A 16116-nucleotide genomic window follows, 5' to 3' on the forward strand; every position below is an offset into this window, starting at 1 on the left:
CAAATTGTTCATTTTTTTATTTAAAAATAGGATAAAACATAAAATTAGTAGAAAAAAATCTATAATTTGGTAAAAAATAGATAAAATCACTTGACTAAAAAAAACAATAGCTGTATAATGATACAAATATTTAAATTTGGAGGTTCTGGAAATGAAAAAGTCTAAGGCAAAATATCTGACGCTGGCAGGCCTTGCCCTAAGTGCCGGTCTACTCTTGGCGGCTTGTAGCAACTCAGCTAGTTCTACAAAGACATACAACTATGTCTATTCTAGCGATCCGTCTAGTTTGAACTATCTTGCAGAAAATCGTGCAACAACCAATGACATCGTTACCAATTTGGTAGATGGGTTGATGGAAAATGACCAATACGGTAACTACGTTCCATCCTTAGCAGAGGACTGGAGTGTTTCTCAGGACGGTTTGACATACACTTATAAACTTCGTAAAGATGCTAAGTGGTATACCTCTGAAGGTGAAGAATATGCTCCAGTAACTGCCCAAGATTTTGTAACTGGTTTGAAATATGCAGCTGATAAAAAATCCGAAGCTTTGTACCTCGTACAAGATTCTGTTGCTGGTTTGGGTGACTATATCAACGGAAAAACAACTGACTTTTCAACTGTCGGTGTTAAGGCGATTGACGACCAAACAGTTCAGTACACTTTGACACGACCAGAATCTTATTGGAATTCTAAAACAACATCAACCATTCTCTTCCCTGTCAATGCAGACTTCCTGAAATCAAAAGGGGACGACTTTGGTAAGGTAGACCCTTCTAGTATTTTGTACAATGGACCTTTCTTGATGAAATCCTTTGTTTCAAAATCTGTCATCGAGTTCAAGAAAAATCCCAACTACTGGGATGAAAAAAATGTCTTTGTAGATGATGTGAAATTGGCCTATTATGATGGTAGTGACCAAGATGCACTAGCTCGTAACTTTGTAGAAGGAGTCTACAGCTACGCACGTCTCTATCCAAATAGCTCAAGCTTTGAAGGAATTAAAGAGAAGAACAAGGATAACATCATCTATAGTATGCAAAATGCAACTTCTTATTACTTGAACTTCAACTTGGACAGAAAGTCTTATAACTTCACTTCTAAGTCCTCAGATATCGAAAAGAAATCAACTCAAGAAGCAGTTCTGAATAAAAACTTCCGTCAAGCCTTTAACTATGCTTATAACCGTACAGCCTATGGAGCTCAATCTCAAGGGGAAGACGGAGCAACGAAGATTATTCGTAACCTAGTTGTACCTCCTACATTTGTAAGCATCAACGGAAAAGACTTTGGTGATGTTGTTTCAGAAAAGATGGTCAACTATGGCCAAGAATGGCAAGGAATCAACTTTGCAGATGCGCAAGACCCATACTACAATCCTGAAAAGGCTAAGGCTAAATTTGCGGAAGCCAAGAAAGAATTGGAAGCTAAGGGTGTGCAATTCCCAATCCACTTGGATGTAACAGTTGACCAATCAGCTAAAAAAGGCGTACTTGAAGCAAGCTCTTTGAAACAATCCATCGAATCTGTTCTAGGAGCTGAGAATGTGGTTATCGATATCCAACAATTATCAACAGATGATTACGATAATTCTGGCTACCTCGCTCAAACTGCAGCTCAAAAAGACTTTGATATCTATAATGGCGGTTGGAGTGCGGACTACTTGGATCCATCAAGTTATCTTGATATCTTAAATGTCAATAACGGTGGTATGTTGCAAAACATTGGTCTAGAACCAGGTGAGGTAAATGACAAGGCTAAGGCAGTTGGTCTGGATACTTACACTCAAATGCTAGAAGAAGCGAACAAGGAGCAAGAACCAGCAAAACGTTATGAAAAATATGCTGAAGTTCAAGCTTGGCTCGTTGATAGCGCCCTTGCTATTCCAAACGTTTCTCAGGGTGGAACACCGACCTTGAGAAAGACAGTTCCATTCTCATCGCCATTCTCACAAGCTGGAAATAAGGGTGTCGAATCATACAAGTACCTCAAGTTGCAAGATAAGACTGTAACGGCTGATGAGTATGAAAAAGCTAGACAAAAATGGCTGAAAGAAAAAGAAGAATCTAATAAAAAAGCCCAAGAAGAATTAGCTAAACACATTAAATAATCAGTCTATTCAACAGGAAAAACGATAGTTTCTTAAGAAGCTATCGTTTTTATATAGTTTGAAACTATAACTAGCTCTTGAAAACAAGAAAACGAAGGATACAAAATAAGTGGTACAATAGTTACTATAGATTTGGAGGTATTGTATGAGTAAATCATTTCACATCAACACAATTTTAGCACAAGCAGGGATCAAGTCTGATGAGGCAACAGGTGCTTTGGTTACACCACTTCACTTTTCAACGACTTATCAGCACCCAGAATTTGGTCAATCAACTGGATTTGACTATACCCGCACCAAAAACCCAACTCGTAGCAAGGCAGAGGAAGTTTTGGCAGCTATTGAATCAGCCAACTATGCTTTGGCGACTAGTTCAGGTATGTCTGCGATTGTGTTAGCCTTTAGCGTTTTTCCAGTAGGAAGCAAGGTTTTGGCTGTCCGTGACCTTTACGGTGGTTCTTTCCGCTGGTTCAATCAAGTGGAGCAGGAAGGACGTTTCCACTTTACCTATGCTAACACAGAAGAAGAACTAATTGCCGAGCTAGAAAAGGATGTGGATGTACTCTATATCGAAACGCCAACCAACCCTTTGATGTTGGAATTTGATATTGAAAAATTGGCTCAATTAGCTCATGCTAAGGATGCTAAAGTTGTCGTCGACAATACCTTCTATAGCCCGATTTACCAACGTCCAATTGAAGATGGAGCAGATATTGTCCTTCATTCGGCGACAAAATACCTTGCAGGCCATAATGATGTTCTAGCTGGTGTAGTTGTGACAGATAATGCTGATTTGTACGAAAAACTCTTTTACAATCTCAACACGACAGGGGCTGTCTTGTCACCATTTGATAGTTATCAATTGATTCGTGGTCTCAAGACCTTGTCACTTCGTATGGAGCGCTCAACAGCTAATGCTCAGGAAATCGTAGCCTTTTTGGAACAATCACCTGCAGTCAAAGAAGTTTTGTATACAGGTCGTGGGGGAATGATTTCCTTTAAAGTGGCAGATGAGAAGCGCATCCCTCATATCTTAAATACTTTGAAAGTATTCTCTTTTGCTGAAAGTCTGGGTGGTGTAGAAAGTCTAATTACATATCCAACCACTCAAACCCATGCAGACATTCCTGCAGAGGTTCGTCATTCTTATGGACTGACCGATGACCTCTTGCGCTTGTCTATTGGTATTGAGGATGCTAGAGATTTGATTGAAGATTTGCGTCAAGCCTTGGAAGGATAAGACTATGGGAAGATATGATTTTACGACTTTGCCCAATCGTTTTGGACATCATACTTATAAATGGAAAGAAGCAGAGACTGACCGTCAAGTATTGCCGGCCTGGATTGCTGATATGGACTTTGAAGTCTTACCTGAGATTCGTCAGACTGTCCATGACTATGCGGAGCAATTAGTCTATGGCTATACCTATGCTAGTGATGGTTTGATTGAAGCCGTTCAAGACTGGGAAGAAAAACACCATGGTTATCGTTTTGATAAGGATGCTCTAGTCTTTATCGAAGGAGTAGTACCAGCCATTTCAACAGCCATTCAAGCCTTTACCAAAGAAGGTGAAGCGGTTCTGATTAACACACCGGTTTATCCTCCTTTTGCTCGGAGCATTAAGCTCAACAATCGTCGATTAATCACCAACTCTCTAGTAGAAAAAGATGGACTTTTTGAGATTGACTTTGATCAATTGGAGAAAGATTTTATCGAAGAGGATGTGAAGCTCTACGTTCTCTGTAATCCTCATAATCCTGGTGGACGGGTTTGGGAGAAAGAAGTCTTGGAAAAGATTGGACAACTGTGTCAAAAACATGGAGTTTTGCTAGTATCTGATGAGATTCACCAAGATTTAGCCTTGTTTGGAAATCAACACCAGTCATTCAATACGGTAAATGAAGATTTTAAAGAATTTTCATTGATTTTAAGCAGTGCTACCAAGACCTTTAACATTGCTGGAACGAAAAATTCTTACGCTATTATCGAGAATCCAAAGTTGAGACTTGCTTTCCAAAAACGTCAGCTAGCCAATAATCAACATGAAATCTCAGGTTTGGGATATTTAGCAACAGAAACTGCCTATCGCTATGGGGAGGATTGGTTGACAGAACTCAAAGAACTGATTGAGAAGCATATCAATTATGTAGTGGATTTGTTTGGTAAAGAAACGAAAATCAAGGTCATGAAACCTCAAGGAACCTATCTTATTTGGCTTGATTTTTCAGCCTATGATATTAGCGATGAAGAGCTAAGAAGTCTCTTAAGAGATGAAGCCAAGGTTATCTTGAATAGGGGCTTGGACTTTGGTGAAGAAGGAGCCCTCCATGCTCGCTTAAATGTAGCCATGCCGACATCTGTCTTGGAAGAAGTTTGCCAACGAATCATCTCAACATTTACGAAACTTTAACCATTAGCCTTCAAGAAGAGAACTCTTCTGAGAAGGCTATTTTCGTAAGAAGAAATGTGGTATAATTAAGGGATAAAGTAAAGGGGAAAATATGGCTAAATTGATTCCAGGGAAGCTTCGAATGGAGGGAGCTCAACTCTACGAAACTAGTCAGATTGAAATTATCAAAGAGAAAGACCATCGTCTCTATGCGCGTGTAGCAGATGAAGAAATTCGCTATAGCCTGGATGATGATTTGGTTTTTTGTGCTTGTGATTTTTTCCAAAAAAGAGGGTTTTGTGTGCATCTGGCAGCACTAGAGCATTACCTGAAAAACGATCACATTGGTAAGGAACTTTTGGAAAATCTGGAAAATGTGCACGAAAAAAAGGAAAAAGTCGAAACTCAGGTTACTTTTGGAGGAAAGTTTTTAGAATCTGTCCAAATTCCTAGTCTTTCTGAAATCTATCAGTTGTCTGCTCAAGGTCAGGTGGAAGCAGGGACTAATCGCATTATTTGGACTTTGAGAGTCGGTCTTATCCAGACACAGAAATTCTATGTAATCCGAGATATACCCCTTTTTCTGAAGGTTTTAGAAACTAGCAAACCCTATATGATTGGGAAGTTATATGAAACTTCCTTGAATATTCGTCGTTTTGATGAAAGTAGTCAGTTTGTTCTGGATTTCCTTCGGGGACTTCTAGAAGATGAAGCAGGGGATACTCTCTTTTTCCAGAATCAAGGTCGTCATCTCTATTTCCCACTGTCTTTTTTTGAGCAGGGTGTTAGTCTGCTGATGGGCTTAGATGCATTTCAATTTGACCATCAGATTTCGAATTATCACCACCTTGTATTTCAAGATTTTGATGGTCAAGCAGGTTTGTTTACCTTTCAAATTGAAGAAAAGTCCAACTATTTTGAGATGGAAATTTTTCAACAGGTAGGACTTAATTCGTTTTATAAGGGACAAGTCTTGTTTACTAAAGGTACATTTTATCTTCTGTCTAAAGAACAAGCTAGACTTATAGAAAAATTAAAAAAAGTCCCTATTGATAAAGGTGGTAGAAAGATTTTACAATTTGATACTAGTGATCGAGATCTTTTAGCTTCGACCTTGTCGCAGTTTAAAGACATAGGAGAGGTAAAATCCCCTGATGCGCTTCAAATTCAGTCTTTCCGTCCTTCTTTCTACATGGAAGGAGAAGAGGATGGTTCTATTCGTTTGGATATGCAGTTTCAGTATGAAACTTGCTTAGTAACAAATCGCAATGAACTGGAGAGTCTTCCTTTTGCTAGTGATATTCAACTGGAGAAGCAAGTCTTTCAGTTGGCTCTATCTGCTGGATTTGAAGCAGATTTTCGTTCATGGCGTCAAAGTTTGAAAGCTGATGCAGTTCATACCTTCTTTCAGGAGGTTTTACCAGCTTTTGAAGCGCTTGGAGAATTAAAGATTTCTGAGAGCTTGCAAGATCTCTATCAGGTTCAGAAGCCTCAAGTACACATCTCATCCAAGGGAAGCCTATTAGAAATTCAATTTGATTTTCAAAATATAGATCAAGAAGAAATCGATCGAGCGATGAAAGCGCTAGTTGAGAAGCAGGATTATTACATCAGCTCTTCGAATCAGGTTTACTATTTCGATGATCAGACCAAGCGTATCCGTCAGGATTTAGAAGAATTAGGGATAGAGGACCTACAAGATGGAGCTTTTCGAGCTCGTAAATCCCTAGCTTATACCCTATCTCATCTATTTAAGGATCAGGATCAAATTTCTTTCACCGAAGAATTTCGCAATCTGGCCCATGATTTGACGCATCCAGAAGATTTTCCGATGAAAGAGCTGAATATCCAAGCAGAACTTAGAGACTATCAGAAAAAGGGAATTCAGTGGCTTCAGATGCTTCACCATTATGGCTTTGGTGGGATTTTAGCAGATGATATGGGACTTGGGAAGACCTTGCAAACCATCGCCTTTTTAAGTAGTCATGTTCAAGCAGATACTAGTGTCCTAATCCTTGCTCCGTCTGGCTTAATCTATAACTGGACTGATGAATTTCAAAAGTTTGCTCCAGATTTGGATGTCGTGGTCGTGCATGGCTTAAAATCTCATCGAGAGTCAATTTTGGCAGAAAATCATCAGATTTATGTGACAAGCTATGCTACTTTCCGTCAAGATAGTGAAATTTATCGAGACTTATCTTTTGATTTTCTTTTTCTAGATGAAGCTCAAGTCATGAAAAATGCACAAACGAAGATTGCTCAAAGTTTGCGACGATTTGTGGTTCCATCTGTCTTTGCACTATCAGGAACACCGATTGAAAATCATCTGGGAGAACTCTGGTCGATTTTTCAGATTGTCTTACCAGGTCTCTTACCTGCTAAGAAGGATTTTATGAAACTATCAACTGAGAGAGTGGCTCAATTTATCAAACCCTTTGTCATGAGACGTAAGAAAGAAGAGGTTTTGACAGAGTTGCCTGACTTGATTGAAGTTGTCTATAAGAATGAACTGGAGGATCAACAAAAAGCTATCTATCTTGCTCAACTGCAACAGATGCAGGAACGTTTGGGACAGGTAAGCGATTCGGAATTTCAACGAAATCGCGTCGAAATTTTGACTGGACTCATGCGTCTGCGTCAGATTTGTGATACGCCTGCGCTCTTTATGGAGGACTACCAAGGAGAGAGCGGCAAGCTGGATAGTTTACGAGATTTGCTAGTTCAGATTGCTGAAGGTGGGCATCGTGTACTTATTTTCTCACAATTTAGAGGTATGCTGGATCGGATTGAACAAGAGCTGCCTGACTTAGGCTTGACTTCCTTTAAAATTACGGGTTCAACACCTGCGCAAGAACGTCAGGAAATGACCAAGGCCTTTAACCAAGGAGAGCGCGATGTATTTTTAATTTCCCTAAAGGCTGGCGGGGTCGGTCTCAATCTCACTGGTGCCGATACAGTCATTTTAGTAGACTTATGGTGGAATCCTGCAGTTGAATCGCAGGCTATCGGTCGCGCCCATCGTATGGGGCAAGAGCAAGCTGTTGAAGTTTATCGACTAGTAACTCGAGGTACAATTGAAGAAAAGATTCAAGAATTACAAGAGAAAAAGAAAAATCTTGTTTCTGAAATCTTGGATGGAACAGAGTTTCGTGGCAGTCTGAGTCTAGCTGAAATACGAGAAATTTTAGGGATTTCATGAGACTATACTTGAAAAATCAAGACATTACGCTATAATGGAGTATTGAAAGGAAATAAATATGACACAAAAACGATTTCCAATAGTGGCAGATGATGAAGTCATGTTGACAGAAATGCCAGTTATGAATCTCTACGATGAGTCTGATTTCATCAGTAATATAAAAGGTGATTACCAAGACAAAAACTACTTAGAATGGTCTCCAATCACTGAAGACAAAAAACAAGAGGAAGCCAAGCCTCTTGTAAAACCGATTGAGAAAAAAGAAAAATCCTATGCTGAATTAGCGCGTGAAGAAGCGCGCGCGGATTTGAAAAAGAAGCGCTCGGCTCGATATTTGACTCAGGATGTGAGTCATACGAGACGTCAAACGAAACCAAGCCATGTGCGTCCATCAAATCAACCGACAGCACCTTTTCAAAAGGAAAATCCAGGAGAATTTGCGAAATATAGTCAGAAGTTAGGTCAATCTCACTATATTTTGGCAGAAACAGTTTCTCAAGTGGAACATCCAATTTCAGATGGTGAAACAAGTCATTCCAAGAAAAACAATTATGACTTTTTAAAGAAAAGCCAAATTTATAACAAAAAAAGTAAACAAAAAGAACAAGAACGTCAAGTGGCCCAAGAGCTCAACTTGACTAGAATGAGCGAATAGAGGGGAAGAAAATGGCAAAAACCTATCATTTTATCGGAATCAAAGGATCAGGTATGAGTGCCTTGGCTTTGATGTTGCATCAAATGGGGCACAAGGTGCAAGGTTCTGACGTTGAAAAGTACTACTTTACACAACGTGGACTAGAACAAGCAGGAATTACAATTTTACCTTTTGATGAAAAAAATCTTCAAGGAGATTTAGAAATTATCGCTGGTAATGCCTTCCGTCCAGATAACAATGTTGAAATTGCTTACGCGGACCAAAATGGTATCAGCTATAAACGTTATCATGAGTTTCTTGGTAGCTTTATGCGTGACTTTATCAGCATGGGAGTTGCTGGTGCACACGGTAAGACTTCAACGACTGGGATGCTTTCTCACGTCTTGTCACACATTACTGACACTAGCTACTTGATTGGAGATGGTACAGGTCGTGGTTCTGAAAATGCCAAGTATTTTGTCTTTGAATCAGACGAGTATGAGCGCCATTTCATGCCATATCACCCAGAGTACTCTATCATCACTAACATCGATTTTGACCACCCTGACTATTTCACAAGCTTAGAGGACGTCTTTAACGCCTTCAACGATTATGCCAAACAAATTACTAAAGGCTTGTTCGTTTACGGTGAAGATGCTGAGTTGCGTAAGATTACGGCTAATGCTCCGATTTACTACTATGGTTTTGAAGCAGAAGGTAATGACTTCGTAGCAAGTGACTTGCTTCGTTCTACAACAGGTTCAACCTTTACCGTTCACTTCCGTGGTCAAGAGTTGGGTCAATTCCACATTCCAACTTTCGGTCGCCACAATATCATGAATGCAACAGCAGTGATTGGTTTGCTTTATACTGCTGGCTTTGATTTGAATTTAGTGCGTGAACACTTGAAGACTTTTGGTGGAGTGAAACGGCGCTTTACAGAAAAGGTTGTTAATAATACGGTTATCATTGATGATTTTGCCCACCATCCAACAGAGATCATTGCGACTCTTGATGCTGCACGTCAAAAATACCCAAGCAAGGAAATCGTGGCAATTTTCCAACCACATACCTTTACTCGTACAATTGCCTTGTTGGATGATTTTGCTCAGGCCTTGAATCAGGCTGATGCAGTTTACCTCGCACAAATCTATGGATCTGCTCGTGAGGTGGACCATGGTGATGTCAAAGTAGAAGACCTTGCCAATAAAATCAACAAGAAACATCAAGTTATCACAGTTGAAAATGTTTCTCCACTCCTAGACCATGACAATGCTGTCTATGTTTTCATGGGAGCTGGTGATATCCAAACTTATGAATATTCATTCGAACGTCTCTTGTCTAATTTGACAAGCAATGTTCAGTAAGGAAGATCATGGAATTTCCAATTAATATCAGGGAAGCACAGCAATCAGATATAAATCAGATTTGCTTGATACAAGAAAGTATTTCAAACTCCCTAGAAGTATTGAATAGAGAAATGATAGAAGAACGTATCCGCAACCATGCGGGTACGTTTCTCTTAGCTAGACTGGATGATCAAGGAATTGCCTATATCACTGCGACGACACCTCCTATTCCCTCTTTAAGAAAATGGATGCTTGAGATCGGAGATGAGGAATTCATTAGTGAGAACGCAATCATCCTTGAAGATTTAGCTGTTGATCCCGATTTTCAGGGGCAAGGCTTTGGAACCTTGTTGCTAGCAGCTTTGAAGGAAGTTACCCGTCAGCAAAATAGACCAGGTATTTATCTGCTTTGTGAGGATGAGTTGCTGGCCTACTTTGAAATGAATGGATTTGTGGAACAAAGGATCGTAGATGGAGAAAGGAGCAGTGGAGTTGCCTTTCTCATGCGTTGGCAGAATCCCTATTATCAGGAGAAAATATGATTATTAGACAAGCTAGATTGACAGATTTAGATCGTATCTTTGAAATTGAACTAGAAAATTTTTCAATTGAAGAAGCCATTCCTCGTCCTGTTTTTGAAGCTCATCTGAAGGAAATTAAGACCAGTTTTTTAGTGGCTGAAAAAGAGGGGGAAATACTAGGCTATATTGAGGGACCAGTAGTCCCTCATCGACATTTGCAAGACCAGTCCTTTACAGAAGACATTAAAGATGATAGCCATCAAAAAGGTGGCTATATCTCTGTGACTTGTCTATCCATTGCTAAGAAAGCTCAAGCTTTAGGTGTCGGACGAAAATTATTGACCGCTTTAAAAGATCTCGCTCTTGAGCATGAGCGTGAGGGAATCAATCTAACCTGCCATGACTATCTCATTGGCTATTATGAGAAACATGGTTTTGTGAATGAAGGAAAATCAAAGTCGACTTTTGCTGGTGAAGAATGGTATGACATGGTCTGGGAAAACACGAATTAGGCATCAGAAAGGCATCTATGGTTGCTTTTCTTTAGTTTTTAAGATATAATATTATGGATTATCAACAAGGAGGTAACACCTTTGAGCGAAAATTCTCGAGAAGAAGAAAAGTTAAGCTTTAAAGAACAAATTTTAAGAGATTTAGAAAGATTAAAAAGAGAAGACGGCATCGCGAATACGAAAAGTAGCAACGATGATTTGTTTTCAAATTTAAGTAAAAGTTCAGAAGCGGAAAAAGCAGCGGAAGAACCTTCGGTAGAAGACTTGATGGCCAATTCTGTTTCTCTAGTGGATGAATTACTTGCTAATGCTCCAGCAGTTCCACCACGTCCAGTTTTACAAGATGATTCAGTTGAAACTTCTGTAGCTTCAGAACCAGTTGTAGCTTCAGAGCCAACTGTAGCTTCAGAGCCAGCTGTAGCTCCAGATCCTCTACCATCAACGGAAGCTGTTGAACCCGTCAAGCCTCTTGAACCTGCTCAACCAGCGGAAGAAGAGAAAGAGTTCAATGCTATTTCGACAAGGATTCCAGTTTCTTATCGTACGAATCAGGCTAAACCAAGTCCTGCTAGAAAGAATATTAAACCTCAACCGAAACCAACAGTTCTTGCAAAAGAAACTCCAAGTCAAGAGCCAGTTGCTCCAGTTGAAACTAGAACTGAACTTCCTAGAAGAAGTCGTAAAGAATCAGTGAAACCAATCAAGAAAAAGAAAAAATCACGCTTGAAAGGATTTTTCGTAACAGTATTTGTTTTATTGATTTTACTAGGTGTGGGTGGATTCTTTGGTTACCGTTATGTCGAATCTGCACTCCAACCGGTTGATGCAAATTCAAAACAGTATGTCACAGTTCAGATTCCAGAAGGGGCCAATCTTCAGCAAATTGGTGATACCTTAGAAAACTCTGGATTGGTAAAACACGGTTTTATCTTTAGCCTTTATGCTAAGTATAAAGACTACAATGATTTGAAATCTGGTTACTATAATTTGCAAAAGAGCATGAGTACAGATGATATCATCAAAGAATTGCAAAAGGGTGGAACGCCTCAACCTCAAGAAGTTGCACTTGCAAATCTTACAATCCCGGAAGGTTATACCCTTGATCAAATCGCACAAACAGTTGGTCAGCTTCAAGGAGACTTTAAAGAACCTTTGACTGCTGATGCCTTCTTGGCAAAAGTGCAAGATGAAACCTTCATCTCTCAATTAGTTGCTAAGTACCCAACCCTTCTCGAAAGCCTACCAACTAAAGAAAGTGGTGTTCGTTATCGTCTAGAAGGATACCTATTCCCAGCAACTTATGCTATCAAAGAAAGCACAACTATTGAAAGCTTGATTGATGAAATGGTGGCAGCTATGGACAAAAACTTGTCAGCACATTATACTGCAATCAAAGAAAAGAACTTGACAGTGAATGAACTCCTCACCATCGCATCACTTGTGGAAAAAGAAGGTTTGAAAACTGACGATCGCAAACTGATCGCTGGAGTTTTCTATAATCGTTTGAACCTTGGCATGCCGCTCCAAAGTAATATTGCTATTCTCTATGCAGAAGGTAAACTAGGACAAAATATTAGCTTGGCAGATGATGCAGCAATTGATACAACAATCAATTCACCATATAATGTTTATACAAACCTTGGCTTAATGCCTGGTCCAGTAGACAGTCCAAGTCTGGATGCAATTGAAGCAAGTATCAATCAAACTAAGAGCGACTATCTCTACTTTGTAGCCAATGTACAAGATGGTAAGGTTTACTTTGCAACGACACGAGAGGAACATGATCGAAACGTTGCAGAGCATGTTAACAGTAAATTGACACAATCAAGTAGTTCAAACTAACTCTTAGAACAAGATTTGCTATTACATCCGTGAATGTAGAAAAGAATCTCTAATTTTTACGGGAATAGCAAGTCACACAAGTCTTTCCGCTATGATTAGAAACGCCTGAAATTCACAAGTTTTAGGCGTTCGGAAATTACGAAAGTAAAAACTTACCTCTTATTTGAACCTGAGTCTAGAAGTGATAGAATCATTAGGTTTAGGCACAGATTTTAAAAGGTCGCTACTAACCAAAATCATTTAAGGAAAGCTTTAAAAAGACTTTGTCTTCATTGTAAAATTATGTGGTTTACCACATAATTTTGCTTTACTACCTAAAGAAATTTAAATTTAATCAAAAGAAAGTTGAGAAAAATGGCAGAAAAAACATATCCAATGACCCTTGAAGAAAAAGAAAAACTCGAAAAAGAATTAGAAGAGTTGAAACTAGTTCGTCGTCCAGAAGTTGTAGAACGCATCAAGATTGCGCGTTCATACGGTGACTTGTCAGAAAATAGTGAGTATGAAGCAGCTAAGGACGAGCAAGCCTTCGTTGAAGGACAAATCTCTAGCTTGGAAATAAAAATCCGTTATGCTGAGATTGTCAATAGCGATGCAGTTGCTCAAGATGAAGTTGCTATCGGGAAAACAGTCACTATCCAAGAAATTGGTGAAGACGACGAAGAAGTATATATCATCGTGGGATCAGCGGGTGCAGATGCCTTTGCAGGTAAAGTATCAAATGAAAGCCCAATTGGGCAAGCCTTGATTGGTAAGAAAACAGGTGATACTGCTACGATCGAAACACCTGTAGGAAGCTATGATGTTAAAATCTTAAAAGTAGAAAAAACAGTTTAATAGGAATGAAAAGAAGGAGTAGATGCAGGGAAAGCGCTTCCCATTACTCCTTTTCTTAATTCTAAAAACTAGAGGAGACTATATGAATTCAGAAAATAAGCACAAAAAGAAAAATAAAATGGAACGTGGGTTAACAAATCGCCATGTTCAGGTTATGGCCATTGCAGGAACAATTGGAACAGGACTTTTTCTAGGAGCTGGACGTTCCATTAGTTTGACAGGTCCGTCAATCGTCTTGGTCTATATGATTACGGGTGGCTTTATGTATCTTATGATGCGTGCTATCGGGGAAATGTTGTACCAGGATCCGGAGCAACATACCTTTATCAATTTTATTACCCGTTATCTAGGTCAGGGTTGGGGTTACTTCTCAGTCTGGTCTTACTGGCTCTCAGTAGTCTTTATCGGAATGGCCGAGATTACGGCTATCTCTCACTATGTTCAGTTTTGGTTTCCATCCTGGCCATCTTGGTTGATTCAGGTTGTATTTCTGACAATACTCGGCTTAGTGAACTTGATTGCCGTTAAAATCTTTGGTGAAGTAGAATTTTGGTTTGCCATGATTAAAATTGTGGCTATTCTTGCTATGATTGCGACAGGTATTTTTATGGTTTTGACCGGCTTTGAAACGCCTTATGGTTCAGCAAGTCTTGCTAATATTAGTGAACACTTCTCACTTTTCCCAAATGGTGGGATGAACTTTGTCATGGCCTTCCAGATGGTTTTCTTTGCTTACTTGATGATTGAATTTATCGGTGTTACTACATCTGAAACTAAGGATCCAAGAAAAGTCTTGCCTAAGGCTGTTAAGGAAATTCCCTTGCGAATTATCTTTTTCTATGGTGGAGCTCTTTTAGCCATCATGTCTATTATTCCTTGGCGTGAGCTTTCTGCAGCAGATTCACCATTTGTAACGGTGTTTGAACTTGTTGGTCTTAAGTGGGCGGCAGCTTTAATTAACTTTGTAGTTTTGACTTCAGCTGCATCAGCCTTGAATTCAACCCTTTACTCAACAGGTCGTCATTTGTACCAAATTGCCCATGATTCACCAAATCGTTTCTTGAAAGCTATTAAGGCAGATACACTCTCACGTCACAACGTTCCTCAGAATGCTATCATTGCTTCTGCGGTATTGATTGGTTTTGCAGCTTTCATCAATGTCCTTCCAGGAGTATCAGATGCCTTTGCTTTGATTACAGCTTCTTCATCAGGTGTTTATATCGCCATCTACATCTTGATCATGGTAGCCCATCTCAAATATCGTAAGTCTAAAGACTTTATGTCAGATGGCTATCTCATGCCTCAATATCGCTTGCTAAATCCTTTAACAATGCTCTTCTTTATCTTTGTATTTGGAACACTCTTTTTACAAGAGTCAACTGTAATGGGAGCTAGAGGTTCAGCTATCTGGATTGTTGCATTTGGTATTTACAGCCAATGGAAATTTAGAAAATAAGTTATATTCTCATCAACTCAGGTTGGTGAGTTTTTTTAAGTTTGACAGTTCTTCAAAATAGGAATATAATCAAGGCGTAAGTGTCTTTGAGGAGGTTTTGATGCACATTAGATTGGAGAATACAGAGTCTCAGAAAGCGCAGGAGATAGGGGATTTGATTCGCTCCTATAATCGTTCCAAAAGAGAAACTGCTGAAAGTGAGCCACTTAATCTGTATATCGAAGATGAACATGGCCGACTCCTGGCTGGCTTAGTAGCAGAGACCTTTGGAAATTGGCTAGAAATCGAGTATTTATTTGTGAAAGAGGAGTTGCGAGGACAAGGAATCGGCTCCCAACTATTGCAGCAAGCAGAGAGTGAAGCAAAAAAGAGAAACTGTCGCTTTGCTTTTGTAAATACTTATCAATTTCAAGCGCCAGCCTTTTATCAGAAGTATGGTTACAAGGAAGTTTTTACTATGAAAGACTATCCCTATACTGGACAAAGGCACTATTATCAAAAAGAGTTGTAAACGGAAAATGAACGATTGAAGAGAGTGGCACTTCATAATGGAGGAGAGTTAATGGATATCATACTAGATATGGGAAATGTTCTATTGGAATGGAACAAGGATAAGATTTTGAATGCTGTAGCTAAAACACAAAAAGATTATCTAATTTTAGACAAGGCGATTTTCCAGTCGGGACTCTGGGAAAGATTGGACCTGGGGACCTTGACTCGAGAAGAATTGGTTGATAAGGTTCTTTCCCTATTAGGAGATTGCTATCAGAAAAAGGTTGAAGAAGTCATTTGGAACTGGCCTGCCTATATCGATATTTACACGGAAGTCTTTCCGCTTCTTGCACGTTTAAAGGAAAATGGCCATCGTATTTTTGTTCTATCTAATACCTCACCAGTTTTTTATGAATTATTGAAAGATCAATTAGCACCTCTAGAAAAGATTTTAGATGGGTTTGTTCTTTCCTGTGATATTAAGGTCATCAAACCTGATCGAAAAATGTTTGAAGAAATCCTCCGTAAATACGAGTTGAATCCAGCAAATTGTGTCTTTCTTGATGATATAGCAGACAACACTAACATGGCTGAAAGTTTAGGCATCAAAGCCTATCAAGTCAAACAGAGAAGTGACGTTGTAGATATTTTGAAAAAATTTGAATAAGCAGAAAACTCTCTATCATTTAGCTGGTAGAGAGTTTTTGTTAAAAAAATCGCACAAAATGACAGATATACATTGCATAATGTAAAATATATGATATAATGAACTTA

At 39.2% G+C, this 16116-nt stretch carries 13 protein-coding genes; all 13 read left to right on the top strand.

Annotated features, from left to right (window positions below):
- Positions 1–151: 151 nt before the first annotated feature.
- The 13 genes from AC3E7H_RS01695 to AC3E7H_RS01755 all read left to right on the top strand — a co-directional run bounded on the left by AC3E7H_RS01695 (position 152) and on the right by AC3E7H_RS01755 (position 16009).
- Complete coding sequence (locus tag AC3E7H_RS01695) at positions 152–2110, top strand: peptide ABC transporter substrate-binding protein (protein WP_075228234.1); 1959 nt, start codon at positions 152–154, stop codon at positions 2108–2110.
- A gap of 145 nt (positions 2111–2255) precedes the next feature.
- On the top strand, positions 2256–3350 hold the full coding sequence (locus AC3E7H_RS01700; protein WP_075228235.1) for a cystathionine gamma-synthase: 1095 nt from the start codon (positions 2256–2258) through the stop codon (positions 3348–3350).
- A 4-nt stretch (positions 3351–3354) separates the two neighbouring features.
- On the top strand, positions 3355–4521 hold the full coding sequence (locus tag AC3E7H_RS01705; protein WP_075228236.1) for a MalY/PatB family protein: 1167 nt from the start codon (positions 3355–3357) through the stop codon (positions 4519–4521).
- A 91-nt stretch (positions 4522–4612) separates the two neighbouring features.
- Positions 4613–7699, top strand: coding sequence for a pilus expression-regulating Snf2 family helicase (locus AC3E7H_RS01710; protein ID WP_490675991.1), 3087 nt, complete (start codon positions 4613–4615; stop codon positions 7697–7699).
- 58 nt (positions 7700–7757) lie between these two features.
- Complete coding sequence (gene zapJ, locus AC3E7H_RS01715; protein WP_373114509.1) at positions 7758–8354, top strand: divisome accessory protein ZapJ; 597 nt, start codon at positions 7758–7760, stop codon at positions 8352–8354.
- 11 nt (positions 8355–8365) lie between these two features.
- Positions 8366–9700, top strand: coding sequence for a UDP-N-acetylmuramate--L-alanine ligase (murC, locus tag AC3E7H_RS01720; protein ID WP_049528576.1), 1335 nt, complete (start codon positions 8366–8368; stop codon positions 9698–9700).
- A gap of 8 nt (positions 9701–9708) precedes the next feature.
- Positions 9709–10224 (top strand): GNAT family N-acetyltransferase, encoded by a 516-nt coding sequence (locus AC3E7H_RS01725; protein ID WP_373114507.1) that lies wholly within the window; start codon positions 9709–9711, stop codon positions 10222–10224.
- Complete coding sequence (locus tag AC3E7H_RS01730) at positions 10221–10715, top strand: GNAT family N-acetyltransferase (protein ID WP_316108234.1); 495 nt, start codon at positions 10221–10223, stop codon at positions 10713–10715. Before AC3E7H_RS01725 ends, AC3E7H_RS01730 begins: the two co-directional genes overlap by 4 nt.
- Before the next feature lie 81 nt (positions 10716–10796).
- Positions 10797–12557 (top strand): endolytic transglycosylase MltG, encoded by a 1761-nt coding sequence (mltG, locus tag AC3E7H_RS01735; protein ID WP_490675992.1) that lies wholly within the window; start codon positions 10797–10799, stop codon positions 12555–12557.
- 354 nt (positions 12558–12911) lie between these two features.
- Entirely contained in the window at positions 12912–13394 is a 483-nt protein-coding gene (gene greA / locus AC3E7H_RS01740; protein WP_000818751.1) for a transcription elongation factor GreA, read from the top strand.
- A gap of 82 nt (positions 13395–13476) precedes the next feature.
- Positions 13477–14850 carry an amino acid permease gene (locus tag AC3E7H_RS01745; RefSeq protein WP_001083660.1) on the top strand — a complete coding sequence of 458 codons (1374 nt, stop codon included), beginning with the start codon at positions 13477–13479 and terminating at the stop codon, positions 14848–14850.
- A gap of 100 nt (positions 14851–14950) precedes the next feature.
- The gene (locus tag AC3E7H_RS01750; RefSeq protein ID WP_000548101.1) at positions 14951–15361 is read left to right on the top strand and encodes a GNAT family N-acetyltransferase; all 411 of its coding nucleotides are present in this window, start codon (positions 14951–14953) and stop codon (positions 15359–15361) included.
- Between the two features lie 51 nt (positions 15362–15412).
- On the top strand, positions 15413–16009 hold the full coding sequence (locus AC3E7H_RS01755; RefSeq protein WP_000351387.1) for an HAD family hydrolase: 597 nt from the start codon (positions 15413–15415) through the stop codon (positions 16007–16009).
- The last annotated feature ends 107 nt before the right edge of the window (positions 16010–16116 follow it).

This window comes from Streptococcus sp. SCPM-O-B-15304 (M98) (assembly GCF_058200215.1).

Excerpts from the sequence above, each read along its gene's own strand:
- AC3E7H_RS01710 (WP_490675991.1), top strand. The coding sequence starts at position 4,613 with ATGGCTAAATTGATTCCAGGGAAGCTTCGAATGGAGGGAGCTCAACTC.
- AC3E7H_RS01725 (WP_373114507.1), top strand. The coding sequence starts at position 9,709 with ATGGAATTTCCAATTAATATCAGGGAAGCACAGCAATCAGATATAAAT.
- AC3E7H_RS01750 (WP_000548101.1), top strand. The coding sequence starts at position 14,951 with ATGCACATTAGATTGGAGAATACAGAGTCTCAGAAAGCGCAGGAGATA.
- zapJ (WP_373114509.1), top strand. The coding sequence starts at position 7,758 with ATGACACAAAAACGATTTCCAATAGTGGCAGATGATGAAGTCATGTTG.
- AC3E7H_RS01745 (WP_001083660.1), top strand. The coding sequence starts at position 13,477 with ATGAATTCAGAAAATAAGCACAAAAAGAAAAATAAAATGGAACGTGGG.
- AC3E7H_RS01755 (WP_000351387.1), top strand. The coding sequence starts at position 15,413 with ATGGATATCATACTAGATATGGGAAATGTTCTATTGGAATGGAACAAG.
- AC3E7H_RS01730 (WP_316108234.1), top strand. The coding sequence starts at position 10,221 with ATGATTATTAGACAAGCTAGATTGACAGATTTAGATCGTATCTTTGAA.
- AC3E7H_RS01700 (WP_075228235.1), top strand. The coding sequence starts at position 2,256 with ATGAGTAAATCATTTCACATCAACACAATTTTAGCACAAGCAGGGATC.
- AC3E7H_RS01695 (WP_075228234.1), top strand. The coding sequence starts at position 152 with ATGAAAAAGTCTAAGGCAAAATATCTGACGCTGGCAGGCCTTGCCCTA.
- AC3E7H_RS01705 (WP_075228236.1), top strand. The coding sequence starts at position 3,355 with ATGGGAAGATATGATTTTACGACTTTGCCCAATCGTTTTGGACATCAT.
- greA (WP_000818751.1), top strand. The coding sequence starts at position 12,912 with ATGGCAGAAAAAACATATCCAATGACCCTTGAAGAAAAAGAAAAACTC.
- murC (WP_049528576.1), top strand. The coding sequence starts at position 8,366 with ATGGCAAAAACCTATCATTTTATCGGAATCAAAGGATCAGGTATGAGT.